At 57.9% G+C, this 21,291-nt stretch carries 16 protein-coding genes; 1 reads left to right on the top strand and 15 read right to left on the bottom strand.

The window, feature by feature from the left end; genetic code table 11:
• Positions 1-109: 109 nt before the first annotated feature.
• The 15 genes from JJO78_RS03685 to JJO78_RS03615 form a co-directional block, all read right to left on the bottom strand.
• Positions 110-1,738, bottom strand: a complete 1,629-nt coding sequence (locus tag JJO78_RS03685) for an acyl-CoA synthetase (RefSeq protein WP_273622794.1) — start codon at positions 1,736-1,738, stop codon at positions 110-112.
• 54 nt (positions 1,739-1,792) lie between these two features.
• Entirely contained in the window at positions 1,793-3,178 is a 1,386-nt protein-coding gene (locus tag JJO78_RS03680; protein ID WP_041334423.1) for a phosphomannomutase/phosphoglucomutase, read from the bottom strand.
• Positions 3,179-3,262: 84 nt separating this feature from the next.
• Positions 3,263-4,726 carry a mannose-1-phosphate guanylyltransferase/mannose-6-phosphate isomerase gene (locus tag JJO78_RS03675; RefSeq protein WP_036202691.1) on the bottom strand — a complete coding sequence of 488 codons (1,464 nt, stop codon included), beginning with the start codon at positions 4,724-4,726 and terminating at the stop codon, positions 3,263-3,265.
• Between the two features lie 81 nt (positions 4,727-4,807).
• The gene (locus tag JJO78_RS03670; RefSeq protein WP_157665625.1) at positions 4,808-5,992 is read right to left on the bottom strand and encodes an alginate lyase family protein; all 1,185 of its coding nucleotides are present in this window, start codon (positions 5,990-5,992) and stop codon (positions 4,808-4,810) included.
• A 33-nt stretch (positions 5,993-6,025) separates the two neighbouring features.
• Positions 6,026-7,450 (bottom strand): alginate O-acetyltransferase AlgX-related protein, encoded by a 1,425-nt coding sequence (locus JJO78_RS03665; RefSeq protein ID WP_075195358.1) that lies wholly within the window; start codon positions 7,448-7,450, stop codon positions 6,026-6,028.
• Complete coding sequence (locus JJO78_RS03660; protein WP_273622792.1) at positions 7,447-8,100, bottom strand: alginate O-acetyltransferase AlgF; 654 nt, start codon at positions 8,098-8,100, stop codon at positions 7,447-7,449. Before JJO78_RS03660 ends, JJO78_RS03665 begins: the two co-directional genes overlap by 4 nt.
• Positions 8,101-8,111: 11 nt before the next feature.
• A complete protein-coding gene (locus JJO78_RS03655; RefSeq protein ID WP_075195359.1) occupies positions 8,112-9,263 on the bottom strand; it encodes an alginate O-acetyltransferase in 1,152 nt (383 codons plus the stop codon).
• 11 nt (positions 9,264-9,274) lie between these two features.
• Positions 9,275-10,693, bottom strand: coding sequence for an MBOAT family O-acyltransferase (locus JJO78_RS03650; RefSeq protein WP_075195360.1), 1,419 nt, complete (start codon positions 10,691-10,693; stop codon positions 9,275-9,277).
• 1 nt (position 10,694) lies between these two features.
• Positions 10,695-12,287: a right-handed parallel beta-helix repeat-containing protein gene (locus tag JJO78_RS03645; protein ID WP_075195361.1), complete on the bottom strand. Its 1,593-nt coding sequence runs from the start codon at positions 12,285-12,287 to the stop codon at positions 10,695-10,697.
• Between the two features lie 9 nt (positions 12,288-12,296).
• Complete coding sequence (locus JJO78_RS03640) at positions 12,297-13,736, bottom strand: alginate export family protein (protein WP_075195362.1); 1,440 nt, start codon at positions 13,734-13,736, stop codon at positions 12,297-12,299.
• Between the two features lie 5 nt (positions 13,737-13,741).
• Entirely contained in the window at positions 13,742-15,118 is a 1,377-nt protein-coding gene (locus JJO78_RS03635; protein ID WP_075195363.1) for a tetratricopeptide repeat protein, read from the bottom strand.
• Between the two features lie 14 nt (positions 15,119-15,132).
• The gene (locus JJO78_RS03630) at positions 15,133-16,314 is read right to left on the bottom strand and encodes a PilZ domain-containing protein (protein ID WP_051946516.1); all 1,182 of its coding nucleotides are present in this window, start codon (positions 16,312-16,314) and stop codon (positions 15,133-15,135) included.
• Positions 16,315-16,377: 63 nt separating this feature from the next.
• Positions 16,378-17,862, bottom strand: a complete 1,485-nt coding sequence (locus JJO78_RS03625; protein WP_041334401.1) for a glycosyltransferase family 2 protein — start codon at positions 17,860-17,862, stop codon at positions 16,378-16,380.
• Between the two features lie 93 nt (positions 17,863-17,955).
• The gene (locus JJO78_RS03620) at positions 17,956-19,266 is read right to left on the bottom strand and encodes a nucleotide sugar dehydrogenase (protein WP_036202667.1); all 1,311 of its coding nucleotides are present in this window, start codon (positions 19,264-19,266) and stop codon (positions 17,956-17,958) included.
• Positions 19,267-19,979: 713 nt separating this feature from the next.
• Positions 19,980-20,741, bottom strand: a complete 762-nt coding sequence (locus tag JJO78_RS03615; protein ID WP_007153315.1) for an SDR family NAD(P)-dependent oxidoreductase — start codon at positions 20,739-20,741, stop codon at positions 19,980-19,982.
• 102 nt (positions 20,742-20,843) lie between these two features.
• Here JJO78_RS03615 and JJO78_RS03610 point away from each other — a divergent pair, with 102 nt between their 5' ends.
• Positions 20,844-21,290 carry a MerR family transcriptional regulator gene (locus JJO78_RS03610; RefSeq protein ID WP_041334396.1) on the top strand — a complete coding sequence of 149 codons (447 nt, stop codon included), beginning with the start codon at positions 20,844-20,846 and terminating at the stop codon, positions 21,288-21,290.
• Position 21,291: the final 1 nt, after the last annotated feature.

Here is a 21,291-nt window from a genome sequence, read left to right as displayed (position 1 = left end):
TCTGTCGCAGTCACGGTCTGAGCGCCATGACATAACCGGGCAGGAAATTTGATAAAAAATGACACCCCGGGGCTTCATCGCTGGCAGCCCCGGGGTTTATAACGCGCGGTCAGAGGTTTTTGGCGTCGTCCCGCAGCACGAACTTCTGGATCTTGCCGGTGGAGGTTTTCGGCAGTTCGCTGAACACAATGGTCTTGGGCACTTTGAACTTCGCCAGTCGCTCCCGACAGAAGGCGATGATGTCGTCTTCGCTGACGTCCCCTGCTTCGGGCTTGAGGGTGACGAAGGCGCAGGGTGTTTCGCCCCACTTTTCGTCCGGCCTTGCCACCACGGCGGCCTCGAGGATGTCGGGATGACGGTAGAGTATGTCCTCCACCTCAATGGTGGAGATGTTCTCGCCGCCGGAAATAATGATGTCTTTCAAGCGGTCCTTGATCTCCGCGTAGCCATCCGCGTGCCAGACGGCCAGGTCCCCGGTGTGGAACCAGCCGCCGCGGAATGCCTCTTCGGTGGCTTTGGGGTTTTTCAGGTAACCCTTCATTACTGTGTTGCCGCGCAGGAAGATCTCGCCGATGGTGTTGCCGTCTTTCGGCACCGCTTCCATGGTTTCCGGGTCACCCACCATCATGCCGGCCAGGGTATGGTAGCGAACGCCCTGCCGTGCCTTGATTCTGGCCCGGTCTTCCACCGGCAGGTCATCCCATTCGGACTTCCAGGCGCATACCGTGACCGGTCCGTACACCTCGGTAAGCCCGTAAACGTGGGTCACGCGAAAGCCCATGTTTTCGATGGCTTCGATGACTTTTGCCGGAGGTGCCGCACCTGCGGTCATTGCCTGAACCGTATGGCTGAAGCTGGATTTTGCGGCGTCAGAAGCGCCCAGCAAGGTGTTCAGTACAATAGGCGCACCGCACATGTGGCTGACTTTGTGTTCGCTGATCAGCTGCAGGATTTTCTCCGGCTCTACCTTACGCAGGCACACATGGGTACCCGCAAAGGCGGTGATGGTCCAGGGGAAACACCAGCCATTGCAGTGGAACATCGGCAGTGTCCACAGGTACACCGGATGCATACCCATCGACCACACCGCCTGGTTGCCCATGGCGTTCTCATAGGCACCGCGATGGTGATACACCACGCCTTTCGGGTTACCAGTGGTGCCGGAGGTATAGCACAGCGAAATCGCATCCCATTCATTTTCCGGCATTTGCCAGTCAAAGGCCGGGTCGCCGCTGGCCACGAAAGCGTCGTAATCCAGATCGCTCACCTGGGTTCCGGCACCACTGAATTCGGGGTCGTTGACGTCAATCACCTGTGGCGGGTTGTCGAGCATGCCGACGGCTTCGTTGATGACGTCGCCAAACTCCCGGTCGGCAATCAGCACTTTCGCCTCGCCGTGCTCCAGCATGAAGGCGATGGCTTTAGCATCCAGGCGGGTGTTCAGGGCATTGAGTACTGCCCCCAACATGGGGATGCCAAAATGACACTCCAGCATGGGCGGAATGTTTGGCAGCATGGCAGCAACGGTGTCGCCCTTGCCGACACCTTTGTCAGCCAGCGCGGACGCCAGGCGGCGACAACGCTCGTAGGTCTGCTGCCAGTTGCGGCGTGTGGCACCATGAATCACCGCCGGGTATTCCGGGTACACGCTGGCCGTGCGGGCCAGGAAATCCAGCGGTGTCAGTGTGGCGTTATTGGCGTCGGTTGGCTCTAATCCCTTGTCGAAGATGGAGTTCATACTGGTCTCCTGGTGTTGTTATCCAACACCTGACTATAGGGCACAGCCGACGTTTCAGCGAGCCCCCGCAGCCGTTCGACGGGTATCCGGCTGATCCAGCCGCGCCATTTCCGCCAGCAGCTCCGAGGTCTTTTCCTTCATCAGGGCAATGTCCCCTCGTGACTCCACATTCAGCCGCACCAGCGGCTCCGTGTTCGACATCCGGAGATTGAACCGCCAGCGTTCAAACTCAACACTCAGGCCATCAACGTGTCCCACAGATACCGCATCGGCACCATAGATCTCCTCGATCACCGCAAGCAACCGGGCCGGATCATCCACCGTGCGGTTAATCTCCCCACTGGCGGGGAAAGCGTCAATGCGGGCGTCGATCAGCGACGATAACGGCTGCCCGGTCTGGCACAGGCGTTCGGCAACCAGCAGCCATGGAATCATGCCGCTGTCGCAGTAGGCGAAGTCCCGGAAGTAGTGGTGGGCACTCATTTCACCCCCATACAGGGCATCTTCCTCGCGCATGCGCTGTTTGATGAACGCGTGTCCGGTTTTGCTTTCGATAGGTGTTCCGCCAGCCTTTCGAACCAACTCCTGGGTGTTCCAGGTCAGCCGCGGGTCGTGAATGATCTTGCCGCCGTCTACCTTCTGCAGGAACTGGTCCGCCAACAGGCCCACGATGTAATAGCCTTCGATAAACCGGCCATTTTCATCAAAGAAAAAACAGCGGTCGTAGTCGCCGTCCCAGGCGATCCCCATGTCGGCCCCTTCGCGCAGAACCGCCTCAGCCGTTACCGCCCGGTTTTCCTCCAGCAGGGGATTGGGAACCCCGTTCGGGAAGTGCCCGTCGGGTTCGTGATGCAGTTGTACGAAATCAAAGGGCAGCCATCGTGACAACGCGTCGATGACCGGGCCCGCACCGCCATTGCCCGCGTTAACCACCACCTTCAGAGGGCCAATCGTGGTGCCGTCGATGTATCCCAGCAAGTGATGGATATAGTCGGCCTCCACTGACAGGCTTTCCAGGCGCCCGGGAATGGCAGCATCCATAAACGGCTGAGAGACTCTGTCACGGATGGTGTTCAGGCCGTTATCCGAGCTGATGGGGCGCGATTCGCGGCCGACCAGCTTCATACCATTGTGATCCTTGGGGTTGTGGCTGGCCGTCACCATAATGCCGCCATCCATACTGTAATGACTGGTGGCAAAGTAGATCTGTTCGGTACCGCAAAGACCGATGTCATAGACATCTGCCCCCGCCGCCCTGAGCCCGATGGTCAACGCTTCTGCAATCTCCGGGCTGGATAACCGGATGTCATACCCCACCACAACCCGGCGGGCACTTGTCAGCTCCACGTAAGCACGCCCGATTCGCTCTGCCAGTTCAGGATTCAACTGGTCGGGAACCCGGCCGCGCAGGTCATAAGCCTTAAAACAGGACACGTCCATAGCTGTTTCTCCGTCTAACCTTCGATCAATGGCGCGGCCCACCCTGCTGCCCCTGGCGGTTTTGCAAAGCGGACCGCGTTGGCCCTATACCTTTTCCGACATCACCGGAATCTGCTCTTCCTCCACGTCCGGGGTGGGCGCCGCGCGACCGTACCGGTCGTCCAGGCGTTCAATGTCATCCTCGCCAAGGTAGGCGCCGGACTGGACTTCAATCAGCTCTAGGGGAATGCGGCCGGGATTGAACAGCCGGTGTACCGCGCCGATAGGTATGTAGGTGGACTGGTTCTCGGACAGCAGGAACGTTTCCTCGTCACGGGTCACTTCGGCAGTACCCTTGACGATGATCCAGTGCTCAGCCCGGTGATGGTGCTTCTGCAACGACAGCTTCTCGCCCGGCTTGACGCTTATGCGCTTCACCTGAAAACGGTTGCCCATGTCGATGCTGTCGTAGCTGCCCCACGGGCGATACACCTGCCTGTGCGTGCGGGTTTCCGAGCGCTGGTCACCGTTCAGCCGCTTCACCAGTTTCTTGACGTCCTGCACCTTGTCCTTGTGGGCAACCATCAACGCATCCTTGGTGTCGACCACCACCAGGTCTTTCACGCCCAACATGGCCACCAGCTTGTCCGAGGTGTGCACCAGGCAGTTGTTACTGTCTTCCAGGCAGGCATCACCCAGGATGGCATTGGCGTTCTCGTCCTTGTCGGTCACATCCCAGATCGTGGACCAGGAGCCAACGTCGCTCCAGCCTGCATCCATCGGCACCAACAAGGCTTTCGATGTTTTCTCCATCACTGCGTAGTCAATGGAATCGTCCGGGCAATGCTCGAATATCTCGGCGGGAATACGGGTGAAATCCATGTCGCGCTCGAGGCTTCGGGCGGCCAGAAGACAGGTGTCGTAAATGTCCGGGCTGTGTTTCTTCAGTTCCGCCAGGTAGCTGTCGGCCCGGAACATGAACATGCCGCTGTTCCAGTAGTAACCACCGGCAGACAGCAGCGCGGCGGCTTTTTCGGCGTCCGGCTTCTCGATAAAGCGGGACACCGGCCGGGCAGCGCCGGGCGCCTCTCCGGACTGGCCAGCAGCGATATAGCCGTAGCCAGTCTCCGGCCGGGTTGGCGTAATACCAAACAGCACCAACCCTCCGGACCTGGCGGCTTCCTGTCCCTGGGCAACAGCCCGCTGGAACGCCTCGACATTTTCAATGGCATGATCCGCGGGCAACACCAGCATGATGGCTTTGGGATCTTTTCGCGCCACTTCGATAGCGGCCATCGCGACCGCCGGGGCGGTGTTGCGGCCAAACGGCTCCAGCAATATCGACAACGGTTGACGGCCTATGGCCTCCAACTGCTCTTTGACAATAAAGCGGTGCTCATCGTTGGCCACCACAACCGGCGACTCGGCGTCGTCGACCGGCAGCCGGCACAGAGTTTCCTGCAACATACTTTGTTCCCCCACCAATGGGAGGAACTGCTTGGGATAGGCCTGGCGCGAGAGGGGCCAAAGCCGTGAACCGTTACCACCTGAGAGTATGACTGGAATCATCGTTCTGCTCCTTTGCTCTACAAAGACGTACCACAGGGACGTCCGTTGGCGTATTAATCTGGACCCTTGAACCAGGGCCCGTTAGAACCGTTTACTTAGGGTGATGTTGCTGGGTGGATCCGGCTGCGCGCCCTCGGGCCACAGCGGGTTAATGCCGTACAGATAGGAAATATCGCCACCCAGACGGGTGGATTTCATCGGCCGAAGTTCATCCAGAAAGGCGGGCATTCCCTCAACAGGTCCCCAGGCGGCCTGCCAGGGTTCCATCCAGGCCAGGGACCAGGCCTTATAAAGCCCGTCGACAATCTGCTCGTCTCCGGTGATGTCTTCAATTCGTTCCGGATCATCCAGCCCCGCGACGACATTTCCGGCCATTTTCGTAAACTGGTCCTGGTAACGCTCGTAAACAGAGTTGCCATTGACCTCGGCAAACAGCGCGATCATGGTCAGGGGCTGCATGGCGTAGTTCATGTATTCCAAGGCCCGGGTTTCCCGGCTGAGTTCCTTGGGCAGGTAACCGTCCTCATTGATCTGCCCCATGGCTTCATCGAACTTGGCCAGCGACCAGTTCCAGTCGTCGCAGTCCTGGGTTGCCACCGATGCCGACATCACGGCCCAGGCGGCCCAGTAATCATGGTTGTTGACCTTCTTGGCTTTTCGATCCGTGTAGTAATCACGGACCCCATCACTCAAGCGCAGAAACCAGTCTTCAATTCGGCGCGCCCGCTCCAGATCCATGGCGGCCTCCGGCGCCGACGTCCACATCCTGAGATAGGCGTTCGCAGCGGCTGCCAGTGCCCATTTGCGTACCGCCTGACCGACGTGATTGATGTCATCCGTCAACAGGGCATCCGATGATGCCCACGCGTCGAGGTTGTCCAATACGCAATCCAGCGCTTCGGGGCCATCACCATCAACCTGGTAGTCATCGGCGGCAGCGATAACAGCCTTCTCGAAATCACGCACGTTGCTGGTGGCCTTCTTGTACTCTTCATAGGCCTGCTTGTTCAGATTGTTGCGAGCGCTGTCACTGCCCTTGTACTTACTGGTCAGCGACAGCGAGCCGACGTGCGGCTCCACCCGCTCGCAGTCGTAGTCACCGCCATCCTTGTCTTCCGGCGTCTGGTAATAGCCCACCGGAGCACGCAGTTGTCCGTTCAGGCACTGCCCGGCGTGAACGCTACTCACACCAAAGACGGCGGTTATCGCCGCAGACAGCAGCACCCGGCCCCATTGTCGATGTTCAGAGCGTTGTTGGATTCGCATAACCATCCTCTCTATGCGTTGGATGAATGTGCGTCAGATGTCCTGACGGCGACAGATTTTCGTGGTTACCGTTAAGCCTTCCGAGACCTGCTCCGGTTTCAGCGCGAGGTCCAGCGACATGAACATTTCATCGTTCCAGTTCGGCCCTTCCGGGAGCTCGAAGACAAACCGGCCAGGGGTTTCAACCCGATCGCCGTACTCCATATCCACGCGGTCCTTGCGCCCGAACACGTACCAGATGAAGGCATCAACCTCTTTCACCCCCGGGTCACTGAACTGCAGGTCGACGACGTACTCGTTGCTCGGCATTTCGATGAACTGTCCACCGCCGTTGTAGAGCACTTCGGTGGTGCCGGCCTTGACCGGCGTGGTTTTCTGCAACACCGGCTCCTGGCTCTCACAGGCACCACTGATCATCGGTGTGACCTGCCGATAGAACTCCGCACTGTCGAGGTTGTGGTAACCGGGCACCTCCCAGATCATGATCTTGGGTGGCGACTCCCGGAAGTTGTCGGAAAGCAGGTATTCGAACATGGAGCCGTCGTAGCTACCGCCGGCAACCGCCACGTTGAGCACCTCGACACCCAGAAACTCCTGCAGCGCCCCGACAAAGTTGTAGTCCTGGGCACCCTTACTGTTACTGGTGCCCACCAGGGTGATGGGGGGCAAGTCCTGGTCGCCAAACAGGGCGCTGGCTTCAGCGGATTGGCCGGTACCGGAGGACTCGGTGCGAAACTCGTCCACGTACTGCGAGCCGTACTCGAAACCGCATATCCGTTTAACCGCGTCCTGAAGCGACCCGTCCTTTCGGATCAACCCGGACCGACGAGTCACGAATTCCTGCTGCGACAACGACTGATAGGCCGGCATATCCTTGATTCGCTCCGCCACGACCTCCGCGGTCCGCCGGGCGCCATAAGGTGTCCAGTGGTGATCCCGCTTAAAGAAGAAGGCGTCTTCACGTGTCTCTTCGTCCAGAAGGGGCGTCAGGTCTGGAACCACCAGCCCTGCCTGGCGAAAACGCATCAACGCGTCAGCGTAATTTTTACGGGCCACGTTCCAGCTGAACGGCACCGGCGATGTCGCGGGCAGATGATTGGGATGAACCAGGCCTTTTGTCGGCTGGAACACCATCACCAATTCGGTACCGGTGGTTTGCTTCAGGTGCCTGGCAAAGCGCTTCAGGTGTTTCAAGCCTTCCAGGTTCGGCCCGAACTGCTCAACCAGTTCCGCTTCAGAACGGAACAGCCAACCGTCTTTGCCCTGAACCAGCATCTTGAAGTTCTTCAGATAACCGGTGTCGTAGCTGGATGGGTATGCCGTGAGTGGGCACAGGTCACAACAGCGTTCGATGTTGTACTCGGGCAGCTCGGCGGCGCTGGCCTTTACACCCGCGACGCTGAGCAGCCCGAGCGCAACCAGCGCCCATAATCCACGGCCTCTGAACACCTGCTTCATACCGATGTATCCACTCGGTTTTCAGCGACAACCAGCCTCGGCTCGCCACCAACGTCGATGGCAAATACGCTGAATACCTTGCCGCGCTGCAGATTGACTTCACTGGTGGTTGCCAGCGCCTTGTTGCTTTGGAAAGCGCCCAGCGCAATGCTGACGGCGTTGATTTCGCGATTGGCCACATCAAGGGAGCCCACTGCATCAATCACGGCTACCTTGCCGTCGGACGTTTTCAGAGTGACCCTGCTATTGCTGGTCAGGTTGTAGAATGAAAGCAGTGCCTTGCGAGGGTTGTCGAAGGCGACATCCTTCATCACTTTCATCTCACCGGAATCCAGTACAACCACGGTGTAGAACTCGTTCTTTTTCATGTTGACGGACGTCTTCTGACCGGCAACGTCCACCTGATAGTTACCCTCAGAAAGGTAAATGTAGGGGCTCGCCTCCAACGGCGATACTTCCTTGATCACCTTGTCGCCCACAGAGGCGCGAGCAATGGCGCCGCTGGCATCCGCGTTCACCACGCGAATGAAGGCCGCCCCGTCCGGTGCCTCTGCGGCATAAAGCGCGTCCTCGCCGGCCTGGGCCATGTTCATGGAGACCAGCAAACTGCTGATCAGGGCAAAAAAAGCGGTATGCATCAGTGCTCTCATTTTCATCATCCTCAGGGGTTGGTTTCAGAACGGCTATCCGCTTGCGCGGTCAGCGTGTTATCAGCCCGGCGGAACCAAGCCTGGGCCTGTTCGGACTCCAGTGGCTGTGCCAGGTAACGCTCGGGAAATTCCCAGATCACCAATTGCGGCGGTTGATCCCGGAAATCGGAAGAGTTCAGGTAATCGATCATTGGTACGATAGGGCCGTCGCCTTCTTCGGCCACGTTGATCAGGTCCTGCCCCAGGTGCTTTCGCAAGGCGCCGGGGAAATCCCACTGTTCATTGGCGCTGTAACTTGTGCCAACCAGAACGGTGTTGGTGACGTCATCGCCAAACAGGGCGCTGGCGTTCGCCTGGCCGTCGTTCTGGGCGCGCGTCGTTCTCGGTTCCAGTTGGTCAGGTGCAGGACCGAAGTCGGTAAACGCTGGCTCCACTGGAATGTAATTGAGCAGGTCACCACGGTGCTGGACCGGTTGGCCAATGGATGTCACAAAGCTCTGCTCGCCCCAGGACAGGCCATTGAAGCGATCGCGGATGAACTCGGCAGCGCCTTTCGCGTAGAGGTTTGCGCCGTTCGGCGACCAGTGGGTGTCAGTTCTCAGGAACACCGATTCTCCATGACGTGTCGCCTGCTCCAACAACGGTTTCAGCTCCGGCGCGGGAATGCCCGCTGTCGCCAGTGACTGCTGGAACCGGTCGTACAGTGACATCATCGTCGGTTCGGGCTTCGTACTGCCCAGCATGTCCGAATGGATTCGGGCCTTGGCGGGCACCACCAGCACAACCAGCGGAACGCCCTCGGCCAACAGATAGTCGGCGACGCGCTGTACACGACTCAGGTTGCGATCGACCACCTCGCCGTCACGGCTGGCCGGGTAGATTTCCTCATCGGTAAACAGCCACTCGTCTTGTCCCACGACAACGCCTTCCCGGCCCTCGTCAAAGAGCGTGTAGTTGATCGCGGCCCAGAGATTGGTTCCCAGATCCTTCGCCGGGAACTGATCGTCGTAATGGCTCTCCAGGTTGCGGGCCAACTCACCGTTGACCGGGCTCAGCCCTGTTTCGGCCTGGTAACCCAGCAAGGGCCGCAAGGACAGCACACCCAGAACCAGGACCAGCGCGATGAAGAGAACAGCTGTGATTCGTGCAGACGTTTTAGTCATCAAATCCACCCTCAGAACTGGAAGTACAGGAACGGTGAGAAACTCTCAGCGGACAGTTTCAACACGGCGAGCGCAAACACCGGAACCAGCAACGGCGCAGCGGCGGACCGCCAGCCGGACAGGATGGGGCCAACCTCACGATGCCCGAGCCGATCCTTCAGCCCCATCATCGCGATCACTCCGAAAGCCAACACCAGGATCGCCAGGTTCAGGTCCCGGATGCCCTGGACAAAGACATCACTCAGGCCGGCACCGTCGAAGCTGAACATGGCACCGTAGAAACCGAAGGCCTCGGTGATCGTGCTGGCCCTGAAGGTGACCCAGCCGAGCATCACGAACAGGAAGGTCAGCGCCCACCGGAAAAACCGGAACCCGGACGGGCTGCCCGACACACCCAGCGCCCTTTCCACCGACAGCAACAGACCGTGCCAGGCACCCCACAACAGGAACGTCCAGTTGGCGCCGTGCCAGAGGCCGCCGAGCAACATGGTGAGTAGCAGGTTGCGATAAGTTTTGACCGTACTGTTGCGGTTGCCGCCCAGGGGGATGTACAGGTAATCCCGCAGCCAGGTGGACAGGCTGATGTGCCAACGACGCCAGAACTCGGTAATGCTCTGGCTGATGTAGGGCTGGTTGAAGTTCTCGTTAAACCGGAAGCCCATCATCAGACCCAGGCCGATGGCCATATCGGAGTAGCCGGAAAAGTCGAAATACAACTGCGCGGTGTACGCCAGGATGCCCAGCCAGGCATCCGCCGTACTGGGGTCAGACAACGCAAAGGCACTGTCCGCCAGCGGCGCTATCGAGTCGGCGATAAAGACTTTCTTGATGAAGCCCTGCATGAACCTGAACGCGCCCTCACCGAACTTTTCCATGGTATGGGTGCGGTAGGTGAACTGATCCGCCAGGTCCTTGTAACGCAGCACCGGCCCGGCAATAAGCTGGGGGAACAACGCAATGAAAGCCGCGAAATCAATAAACCGCCGGGTCGGTTCCGTATCCCCTCGATAGACATCCACCACGTAGGAAATGGCCTGGAAGATGTAGAAGGAAATGCCGATGGGCAGGATGATATTCGCCAGTTCCAGCGGCTGACTGCCGGCGCTGACCAGCAGGTTGTTCAGGCTGTCGACACCAAAGTTGGCGTACTTGAAGTAGCCGAGCGTCGCCAGGTCACCACCAACACCGATGGCAACCCACTTGCGGGCACTCGCGGTGCCAACACCGGCGCGGTGTATTGCCAGGCCGATGAAATAGTTCCAGAAGGTCACGGCCACGAACAGCAACAGGAAATCCACCCGCCACCAAGCATAGAAGGCGTAGCTGCCGATCAGGATAACCAGTGAGCGGTGCCTGAACGGTGTCAGGTAATACAGCCCCAGGAAGGCGGGCAGGAACAGAAACAGGAAGATATTGGATGAAAAAACCATGTCAGTTCTCCGCCTGCGTAACCTGGCCCGACACCACAGCCGTGGGCTCTATGAATACTGCACGCCCCTGGTTCCGTAGTGCGTCAAAAATCTGCATCTGGTATTTGCCAAGCACACCCTCGAAGTGGATCCCCACGTCTGACCTGGGGAATCGCATTCCAACGTCATAAATTGCGATGTAAGCAGGGTTGTCGGTCGACAGGGGGCCGCTGGCGTTGGAGGCTAGTTCGCCGCCCACCACGTTCATCGACACCTCGTAGGAGTAGAAGTCTTCTTTGAAATTACGGTCGGTGGCGGACAGGTCTTTCAACTGACCATAAATACCCCAGGTGCCGTTGAGCACCGCAACGTTGTGGTATACATTCACATTGCTGCTGTTTCTGACCCGGATGCCATTGCGCAAATTGTTCATCAACCGGTTGCCCCAGAGCAGGTTGTCCGGCGACTCGTAGAGCCCGATACCGTCACCCTGGTTGTCATAGGAAACGTTATTGGCCACCACGTTGTTGGAGCTCTGACGATCCAGAACGATGCCGGATAGTCCGTTGTCGTAGCTACGGTTTCCAACAATCCAGCTGTTATTTACCTCGCGGGAGATGATGATGCCGTGCTTCTCACGGGTGCCATAAACCTCGTTGTTGGCAATCAGCAGTCGGCTGGAGTAGTCATGGGGGTCGATGCCATACACGATGTTGTCTCGGTAGACGTTATCGACGATGGCAACGTCTTCCGCCTCATAGCAGTAAAACCCGTAGTAGAGATCCTCGAAGGTGGATTCCACCAGCCAGGCATGGGGCGCGCTGCGCTGCAGACGGGCGTTGTCGTACTCAGAGTACTGGGCCACGGTAAACCCATAGGATTTACTCTGGAGATAACCCAGATTTGCCATGGTGGTGCCGAGAATAAAGTTCTCGCTACCGCCCCAGCCCACATAGAACGGACGGAAGTTGCTTTTCTTCTGGAACGTGGCCGGGCCATTGGTCTCCTCGCGCCACCCAATAATCTTGCTGTCAATGGCAAACAGCCAGCCGTCGTTGGCAATAAACGAACCACGCTCCTCCGACAGCCGCAGAGTCTCATCGCGCAGAACCAGGGTGGCCTCTTGTTTGACCGCCAGCGGCAAACGAATGATGTAAGTACCATCGCCGACCTGTTCCATGTAGCGACGATCATTCACCTGCCGATAGACATCCTCCAGCGTCACCTTCCCGCTGTTAACCATAATCGCCTGAGGATGTGAAAACTGACGGATCACCCACTCGCGCGCCCGCCCTTCGTCCACGAAATCCCCCAGTGCACTGACCCCGCCCATACGTTCCACCGTTACATTCGGTGCGGAATCCTGCCGACCGGCAAGCTTTGCCTCGATGGCGTCACGGCTATAGCCGGATACATCAGGGATCTCAGGCTCAGGCAAATACAGCTCCTCGCCAGACTTTATCTCGATGCCATAGTCTTCCTCCAAGGGCGCAATCGCCGGCGGCGCATTTACCACATTGCCATCGTCGGCGCTGGCTGCAGCCAACGCATTCAGCGGCAATATGAGCGCCGTGGTAAGAAGGCAAAAAGCCCATCGGGTTTCCAGGATTTTCATGAGTTCTCCTCAGAACCGCTTCGACACGTCTACAACTACCCGATGCCTGGCGTCATCTGCGTCCTCGCCGTAGGCATCCCCTGGCATGAAAACGCCACCACGCAAACGGACATCAAACGCCGCCCAGGAGGTTGAAGCGCTATCGCCGTAGTAGCCCAATACCAGATCCACAGATTGGCCCAGGTCATCACTGCTGCCCGTAAAGCCTGGCTCGACCAGGTCGGAACGCACGGCGCCGTTCTCATCACTCAGCCAGTAACGGTGGTACAGCAGGTTGGCGTCCCAGGTATCGCGGTCAGACAATGCGGTGTAGAAGGTCAAGACCCGGATATTGCTCCACTCCGGTTGAATGGCTTCACCAAACCGCGGCACCTGGGAGCGGGTTCCCGTAAACCTTGAGCGGTTGCTTTCCAGGCTGGTTTGCTGAAAGGCATCACTTTCGCCAGGCTCACCACCACCGGACGCAACGGCACCGTGAGCGCCGACAACCCAGCGGGGCGTATCCAGCAATTGGGCACGCGCGCCCAGGTCTGCCGCCCAACCGGAGACATCGCGTTCACGATCGCTGAAGCCATTGGGCGCACTGGGGTCTGTGCCGACCACAGTGTCCGTACCATTCACTGCCGCAACCGACGCGAAATACTGGAACGTATCGTGGGAGTGCCAATCGAAATAGCTCCGATCCGCCTGGAGGGCCGTCCAGGTCAGCGAGTCCGTGAAACCTTCATCCAGCGTCTGGCCTCGCAATGCGTATTCTTCAGCCTGATCTCCGTAGCCCTGGCCATGGGTCACCAGGAAGCCCAGGTAGTGACCTTTCCGCCACTGCCAGCGTGTATGGGCAAAAAATCGAGCAATGTCCTGCTCTTCGTCCTGAAGTTCGTTGTTGTCAGTCCGCAACTCGGCGAACTTCTGGGCGACACCCACGGTGGTGTCCAGCAGCGATGTGTTGAAGATCCAGCGCGTGAGGGTAATATCGTCGTCCCACCACATACCGCTGTTTTCCTTCAGACGCTCACGGCCAAAGCGAATCGACTCCCCGGGATAGTCGCTCAGGCCGTTGTAATCCAGCCAAGCCTCCCTGAGCGCAAGAAAGCCGTCGGTGGTGGTCGTGCCGCCGATTTCGTCGCTAACATCCACCTGACCGGTTGCGCCAAACGCCTGCAGACGCAGTTTTGAGCGCCAGTGAGGTGACAGTTGCCAGACCCACTCGGGCTTGATGTCGAGGCCGGCTTCGTTGGATTTGGTCTCGCCATTGGAGCCCAGTCCAAGGCGCCGGTCGCCTTCGCTGATAAAACTGAGCTTGGACTTTATGTTCTGTTCAACCAGCCGCGGATAACTCTGGTTCGCCTCGTCTGTAGACTGCGCTACGGCGGGCGCTACGCCGAGTGATGCCAGGCAACTGACAGAGAGTGCGAGGCGAGTTAATCGATAGTTCGTTATAAGCTGCATTGAGCTTATCCTCCTTGTTTTGTGGTCGTTGCCGGGCCTGAAGTGCCTCCGGCGATCATCTGTCGCCGCGCGGCACGTTCCTGCCTGTACAGGGCCTCAGCTCTCTTTTCGGTGTGTTCGGGTAGCGACAGAACCATATCCACCATCAGTTCTTTGGCACGCTCAACGCCGCCCTCCACTGCCAGCAACGCGAAACTCCAGGCATAAACACGGTTCACCTCGATGCCTTTTGCTTCCCAGTAAAGCTCGGCAAGGGCGTAATCCGCCTTTGGAAAGCCTCGGCGTGCCGCCGTCAGAAGATGCTGCTTGGCCTTTTCGGGATCTGGCTCCCCGAGATAGCCACGCTTGTAGATGCGCCCGAGCAGGTATTCCGCCGAGGGGTATTTTTCACGCGCTTCCATGGCGTACTCGATCGCCTTCTTCGGATCGGTCGGCACAATGCGGCCTCGCTCATAGGCCCGGGCCAGTGACAGCGACGCCTTCAGGTCACCGTTGGCTCGCGCCTCCCGAAGCATCTCGATAACGACCTCCGGTTCAGCGAGGTAGTTGTTCTCCATGATCAACTTGGCGCGCGCCGTCAGGGCGGGCACGTAGTCGGGCGTCAACATCTGGTAGAGTTCGTTGGTGGCAGCCACCTGTTTTTGCGGGGTTTCGTCGTCCGACAACCACCGCGCGAACAGGTACAGATCGCGATCTTCAATACTGCCCTGCTCCCAGGCCTGCTTGGCCCGGTCAACAAGTGCCTTCAGATCCTCACTCCGGCCATCAACCAGATACACTCTGGCGAGCAGTTGGAAGCATTCGGGCTGGGCCTCGGCAATGGGCGCGCACAGGCCTTCAATCTCGTCCGTATGATTCTCGAACTGGCCGGTCAGAAGGTAGTAACGGGCCAGCGCCACGTCGCCTTTCGGATCTCCGGCGGCGCGGGCCTGCTGAATCAGCTCAAGCGGTTTGCCGTTGGGGAACTCCCGGGGGAAATGGATGTACAGGTTGATCAACGGGATCAACGCCGTCTTATCACCTTCCGCAAGCGCTTTGCGCAGGTAACGGGCGCCATTGGCCCGCTGCTCCGGGGTTTCCCCTTCCCGCGCATTCATCTTGCCTATCCGGATAGCAGCTCGTTCACTACCCTGCTCCGCGGCCTTCCTGTACCAATCCAGCGCCTTCTGGCGTGCTTCCGGTGTGTCCTGCGCACCATAAAGATCCCCCAGCTCCACCTGGGCGTCCGCCAGGCCAAACTTCGCCAGCTTTTCCAACTGCGCCCGGGCCTCCTGAACGTCACCTTCGGCAGCAGCCTTCTCAGCCCGCTGAATGTCGGGCAGGTTGCCACAACCAGACAGCACCAGAGTGAACAGACCGGCAATGCACGCTACTCGCTTCATGCTCCGCAACTCCCTCAACCTTCCGAAAACCGTTCAACAACCTTCTGCAGGCTCGGCATCCGGAACTGGTCGACCGTGACACCAATGGGGCGTCCGATTGCTTCAATCGGCAGCGGTTCGGCGGATTCGATAGACGCACTGATAACGTCGACCAGCCCGCCCTGAGCCTGGGAGTTCACATACAGCGACGTAATGTGCCCGGTCTGTTCCTTGCCGTTGGGGAGCCGCAATATCACCTGCTGCCCTTCTTCGAGCTTTTCACCCTGGTTAAACGGGAAGTTGGCAACAACGTGGGCGGACGAGTCCATCGGCGCCATAACCGCAAGCTGCTCACCCTTGCTCATGTACTGGTCTTCCGCCGGCCTCATGTTCACCACCTTGCAGTCACAGGGGCTGGTGATCGTTCCCCGAACCCGCTGGTCCAACAGCTCTTCGATCTGGCCGACGCTGTAGTTGCCCTCTCCAACCAGGTCATTCACATAAGACATCATGGGCGCGTCAAAAGTAGCGATAGCCTCGCCCGCCTTGACCTCCTGCCCAGGCTTGACCAGCGTTGTAACCTTTGCGTCTTTGGGAATCCGCAGGGGAATCTGCTCCGACGCCACCATGGCGGACTCCGCCTTGGTTACGAAGTAGATGTCCCACAGTTCGGAAACCACAAAGCTGATCGCAAACAGACCTATCAACATCACGATCAGGCTTCCGACCATGGCGCGAAGCTTGCCGAAGAATCCAAGGTCATTGCTGCCCTTGCCTTTGCGGGCCTTGGTGAAGTTTTCGCGGGACAGCGTGTTGAGCACATCGCCGGCGGAAACCACTTCACCGCTGAGGAATGCGGTAATGAGGTATCTCAGGGCGGAAACCTCCCGGGCTCCCAGATCCTGAAACTCACACCCACAGCGATCATTCATCGAATCGAAACTGCGCGGGACAAAGTTCACGTCAATGGCAAGATCAAAGCCGTCAACCTTGAACACCAGGCGACCCTTGTAGACCCGGCCCTGACGAAACGACTCCAGGCCCGTGTTGACACTGAACCCACCGGCCGAAAGATCGGCCACCGGAAAGTTGTGGGTTGAGCCACCAAGGTTTACAAACAGCTTGGCCGGAATTCTTACCCGGGCATACTGTCGCTGTGCCTCGGATTCATGGACAAACTGCGGTTCAATATCTGCCCTACTTGCTGCCATATTCATTGCTTTGATCCTTGTGTGTTGTCCCAACGATGATTGGTGTACATAAGAAAAACTCCCCTTGCGCTATACCAGCTTCATCACCACCGCCAGAAAGACACTGCCTGCGGATATCGTCATCACTCTTGACGACCAACGGTTCATGCGTTGTTGGAAAGACGCGTTGTTCGCGCTGAACCGGGTTTTCTGGCGTGTCCACGACTGTCGGTCGAGCCGGAAAAAGACATAGATTTTCACCAGCGAGCCGAAGATCTGGTTGAAATAGAGAATGCACGGATAGGCTGGCCCGACCGAGTGTCCGGTAGTGATAAGCAGCAACGTCAGCACCAAACGGGTAAGCCCAATCCAAAGCAGGTAGGCCACCAGCACAATACCGGAGTACTTGATGGACGCGACGATAGCCGCAGTCAGCCCCAGGATGCTGGTCCACATTGAAATGCGCTGGTCATAAAGCACGTACCAGGTAAACCATCCAAGGCGCCGGGGGCCAAGCTTGGTAGCCCGTGAATTCTGCCGCAGGGAGTTGCCATACCAGCGAAACATCAGCTGACGGGCAGAACGGATAAAGCTGGGATCAGGTGGATGCTCCACTGTGCGAATCGTGGCGTCCGGCACATAGAAGGTGTCGTAGCCCAGGCGCATCATGCTGAACCAGCTGGACTTGTCATCGCCGGTCAGAAAGCGGAATTCGCCCAGCCGCCAGTGCTTCAGGGAGTCATACTCCACGTCGCTGATGAACTCCGGGCGCGTAACCACGCTGGCCCGGAATACCGACATGCGACCGGTGAGCGTCAAAACCCGATACGACAGCCCCATCGAGCACATATTCATGTGGCGCTGGGCGAACCTCAGCTTGTGCCATTCAGACATCAGATAGCTGCCGCGCACCTCGCAAAACTCGTTGGTGGTCAGCGCGCCGATGTTCGGCATCAACCGGAAGTAAGGGGCGGTTTTACGTACCACTCCGGGTTCCAGCACGGTATCGCCGTCCACCACGGCCACCACGGCATTCTCGTCAGGCAGATCCCGTGAAATGGCACGAAAGCCGTACGCCAGACCATCCCGCTTACCGGTCCCCGGAATGCGCACAATCTTGAGCCTGATGTGGCTGGGTGGGTCAAGCTTCCGCCACATTGCCCGCATGAGCATTTCATCGGAAAGCTCCACCACCGATGCCACCACCGTTGTCGGCCAACCACACTCAACCGCTTCGCGGATAATAGAGTTGTAAACCATGGCCGTGGTGTCGGCATCGATACGGAAACTGGTCACCATCAGATAGACATGGGACGGAGCGGCGTCTTCGCCCAACGCCTTTGCCCGGCGCCGAATCTTGGGGAATGCCCATTTAAGGAAATACATCGCACGCAAAAAGTGGATAAACCCAACGGAGTACCGCCAGATACCAATCACCCCGATGACCAGGAGGAAGTGGGCGCCGCCCCTCACCGTATAGGTAGTGGGCAAAGAGATCGCCAACGCCCCGAGTACGGAGAGAAAAAGCAGCCAACCGCCTGTTCTGGACACTATGTTGTCTGAGATATAAGACATGCCGTCCGTTCCTGAAATAACATTCCGTGCGTTTTCTGAGCGTGACGCCCCGCCCCACCAGGGCACCAGGACGTCACGCATGGGGGTGAAGACTTACCAGCAGATGCCTTCCAGCACCTCGGTACTTGTGGTCTTCATGAAGCCCACAAGGTCAATCACCCGCTTGCCCTCAGGCACCTCCGAAATCACCGTTTCGAACAGCTCGTCGTTGTTGCCGACCACGATCACGTCCGCGTGATCAATCACGCCACGCAGGTCGCTGTGCATCAGGTTCGAGAGGTGCGGAATCTTCTGGTTGATGTATTCGCGGTTGGCGCCGTGGGTGCGGGCGTAATCCACGTTGCGGTCGAAGATCTGCAGGTCATACCCCTTGCCAATCAGCATCTCGGCCAGCTCCACCAGCGGGCTTTCCCGCAGATCATCGGTGTTGGACTTGAAGCTCAGGCCGAGCATGCTCACCTTGCGACAGCCGTAGCCGGTGAGGATCTTGAAGGCATGAGCAACCTGCTCATTGTTACTGCTCATGATCGAGCTCAGCAGCGGGTGCTTCACGTCCATCTGATTGGCCCGGTAAGTCAGTGCGCGCACGTCTTTGGGCAGACAGGAACCGCCGAAGGCGAAGCCCGGGCGCATGTAATAGCGGGAAATGTTCAGCTTCTTGTCCTGGCAGACAACGTCCATGACGTCCCGGCCGTCCACGCCCATCGACTTGGCAATATTGCCGATCTCGTTGGCGAAGCTGACTTTGGTCGCGTGCCAGATGTTGCAGGTGTACTTGATCATCTCAGCCACTTCGATGGGCTTACGGATGATGGGGGCATCAAGGTCCTGGTATATCCGCGCCAGGAACTCGCCGGAGCGTTCGTCGAGCTCACCAATGACCGTCATCGGAGGGTGGTCATAATCCTTGATCGCCGTGCTTTCCCGCAGGAATTCCGGGTTCACACACACACCGAAATCAACGCCGGCGCGTTTCCCGGACGCTTTCTCCAAAGCCGGGATGACCACCTCACGAACCGTTCCGGGCAGCACCGTGCTACGCACCGCTACCAGGTGCCAGTCACCCTTGTCCTTCAGGGCATTACCGATATCGCTACACACTTTCTCGACAAACTGCAGGTCAAGATCACCATTTGGCTTGCTGGGCGTGCCCACGCAGATCATCGACAGCTCACTCTCCTGGACCGCGATGTGCCCGTCGGTAACGCCGTTGATGAATCCGTTCTCGCGCCCGCTCCGGAGCAGCTCCTCCAGCCCCGGCTCCACAATGGGAGACCTGCCGCTGTTGATCAGATCAATTTTGATGGGCGACACATCCACACCGACCACGTGATGCCCCCGCTGGGCCAGACTGGCGGTACACACCGCCCCGACATAACCCAAACCAAAAATACTGACTCGCATATCCTTTACTCCCCTGACTGTCATCCAGCGACTCCCACCCGGGAGCCGCCATGAATCCAACGACTGACTACTGGTTGACTGATGACACTCAAAAGGCTCGGTACAGCGACCCCGAAATCGGAAAAGAGGTTCTTTTTTGAACTTTTCCCCGCGACCGGTGTCTGATTACGAACAGGCACGCTCAACAGAAAACGTTGCCCTGATGCGCCTTTTGAGTATCCAGTTTGAGTTGGGGGAACACGAAGACGGACAAATCACCGGCAAGCGATCTACGTCGTCCACAGCGTTCCAACAGCCAGAAAACTATCGTAACGAAACGTTAAATGCCTGTTACGAAAAGATAATTTCAACTATAGGCAAGGGATACATGTCTTGATTTTTGGTGTGCACAATTGGAATACAGGAAAGACCTAGTCGCCTGACAACGCAGAAGAAATGAAAAAGGAAATCATCAGAGCATGCACCGATAAGGTACATATGAGAGAAAGGAGTGCGCTTTTCTATTTCGTAATCGCAAAAAAATAAAAATCGATATTATAAAATCGAATCAAACGCGATTTTTTCGTATGGAACCCATTTGAATCTTTCGTCGTTATACAGGGTCGTATCGAGAAAAATACCGCTCAAAGACAGTGAAACTCAGCCGATCACCGACTGAGCCCCACCCCTGAACCCCACCAAAGAGGTGAGATTCGTGTTAACGCGCAGCTGCTTTATTTAGGCGCCATGCGCAGTGCACAGTCCAGGCGGATAACCTCCCCGTTGAGGATCGGGTTGCGCACCATTTGATCTACCAACATGCCAAACTCTTCAGCCTTGCCCAATCGCTTGGGGAAAGGCAGCGTGGCCGCGAGACTGTCCTGCACCTCCTGTGGCATGCCCGCCATCATTGGCGTCATAAAGATTCCCGGAGCAATAGTGTTGACCCGAATACCTTCCCGAGCAAGCTCGCGGGCGGCCTGAAGTGTCAGCGATACCACGCCACCCTTTGATGCACTGTAGGCTGCCTGGCCAATCTGGCCCTCGTAAGCCGCCACAGACGCCGTGTTGATAATCACACCCCGTTCGCCATCCGCATTGGGCTCCCGCTGGGCCATATCGGCCGCGGCGAGACGCAGAATGTTAAAGGACCCAATCAGGTTGACCTGAACCACCTTGCTGAATGCCTCAAGCGGCATCACACCATCCCGGCCCAGGATCTTAGCGGCCGGAGCAATACCCGCGCAGCTGACCGCCACGCCGCAGGGCCCATGCGCCTTACGGGCTTCGCTGAACGCGGCTTCCGCACTCTCAGAAGACGTCACGTCGCAGTAAATAAAGACGCCCCCAATGTCTTCCGCCACTTTTCTACCCTGCTCCTCCTGAACATCCAGAATCGCCACACGGCACCCAGCTGCCGCCAGGGCACGCGCTGAGCCCTCGCCCAAGCCGGATGCACCGCCTGTTACAATCGCTGCCACATTTTTGAATTCCATCATTCACTCCTGTTTCACATATCTGTTGGTTGAAATCGGGCCTTAAAAATACTTTACGTTTACGTAAACTTTATCTAACCTAAGTCTAAAAAGGAAATCTCTATGGACATCAAGAAAACTTACAGCATCAGCGAGCTGGCCAAAGAGTTCGACGTGACGACACGAAGCGTACGCTTCTACGAAGATCAGGGTCTACTGCACCCCACCCGGCGCGGCCAGACCCGGATCTTCAGCTCGAAGGACCGGGTGCGGCTGAAGCTGATCCTCCGGGGCAAACGCATGGGCTTTTCCCTGGCGGAAACCAAGGAGCTTTTTGACCTGTGGGACGAAACCCTCAGCGGCAACGAAAAACAGCTCCTGCTGATGCTGGACACCCTGGCCCGCAAACGGGCGCAACTGGAGCAACAGAAAAACGACATTGCCCAGGCAGAAATGGAAATGGACACCGCAGAAGCAAGATGCCGCGAGGCGCTTGCTGACCTGCAACAACGAAAGCGTAAACAGACAAAGGCCACCACCAAAGAGCCTGAGTCCACCGAGCAGAAATAAC

This window comes from Marinobacter sp. DS40M6, assembly GCF_028581595.1.
GTDB lineage: Bacteria > Pseudomonadota > Gammaproteobacteria > Pseudomonadales > Oleiphilaceae > Marinobacter > Marinobacter salarius.
Note: the sequence above shows the minus strand (reverse complement) of the source record. Positions and strands in the feature narration are given on the sequence as shown.

What these genes read in the sequence shown, in the direction of transcription:
- JJO78_RS03685 (WP_273622794.1), bottom strand. Translation starts at nt 1,738, where the DNA reads ATGAACTCCATCTTCGACAAGGGATTAGAGCCAACCGACGCCAATAAC.
- JJO78_RS03680 (WP_041334423.1), bottom strand. Translation starts at nt 3,178, where the DNA reads ATGGACGTGTCCTGTTTTAAGGCTTATGACCTGCGCGGCCGGGTTCCC.
- JJO78_RS03675 (WP_036202691.1), bottom strand. Translation starts at nt 4,726, where the DNA reads ATGATTCCAGTCATACTCTCAGGTGGTAACGGTTCACGGCTTTGGCCC.
- JJO78_RS03670 (WP_157665625.1), bottom strand. Translation starts at nt 5,992, where the DNA reads ATGCGAATCCAACAACGCTCTGAACATCGACAATGGGGCCGGGTGCTG.
- JJO78_RS03665 (WP_075195358.1), bottom strand. Translation starts at nt 7,450, where the DNA reads ATGAAGCAGGTGTTCAGAGGCCGTGGATTATGGGCGCTGGTTGCGCTC.
- JJO78_RS03660 (WP_273622792.1), bottom strand. Translation starts at nt 8,100, where the DNA reads ATGAGAGCACTGATGCATACCGCTTTTTTTGCCCTGATCAGCAGTTTG.
- JJO78_RS03655 (WP_075195359.1), bottom strand. Translation starts at nt 9,263, where the DNA reads ATGACTAAAACGTCTGCACGAATCACAGCTGTTCTCTTCATCGCGCTG.
- JJO78_RS03650 (WP_075195360.1), bottom strand. Translation starts at nt 10,693, where the DNA reads ATGGTTTTTTCATCCAATATCTTCCTGTTTCTGTTCCTGCCCGCCTTC.
- JJO78_RS03645 (WP_075195361.1), bottom strand. Translation starts at nt 12,287, where the DNA reads ATGAAAATCCTGGAAACCCGATGGGCTTTTTGCCTTCTTACCACGGCG.
- JJO78_RS03640 (WP_075195362.1), bottom strand. Translation starts at nt 13,736, where the DNA reads ATGCAGCTTATAACGAACTATCGATTAACTCGCCTCGCACTCTCTGTC.
- JJO78_RS03635 (WP_075195363.1), bottom strand. Translation starts at nt 15,118, where the DNA reads ATGAAGCGAGTAGCGTGCATTGCCGGTCTGTTCACTCTGGTGCTGTCT.
- JJO78_RS03630 (WP_051946516.1), bottom strand. Translation starts at nt 16,314, where the DNA reads ATGAATATGGCAGCAAGTAGGGCAGATATTGAACCGCAGTTTGTCCAT.
- JJO78_RS03625 (WP_041334401.1), bottom strand. Translation starts at nt 17,862, where the DNA reads ATGTCTTATATCTCAGACAACATAGTGTCCAGAACAGGCGGTTGGCTG.
- JJO78_RS03620 (WP_036202667.1), bottom strand. Translation starts at nt 19,266, where the DNA reads ATGCGAGTCAGTATTTTTGGTTTGGGTTATGTCGGGGCGGTGTGTACC.
- JJO78_RS03615 (WP_007153315.1), bottom strand. Translation starts at nt 20,741, where the DNA reads ATGGAATTCAAAAATGTGGCAGCGATTGTAACAGGCGGTGCATCCGGC.
- JJO78_RS03610 (WP_041334396.1), top strand. Translation starts at nt 20,844, where the DNA reads ATGGACATCAAGAAAACTTACAGCATCAGCGAGCTGGCCAAAGAGTTC.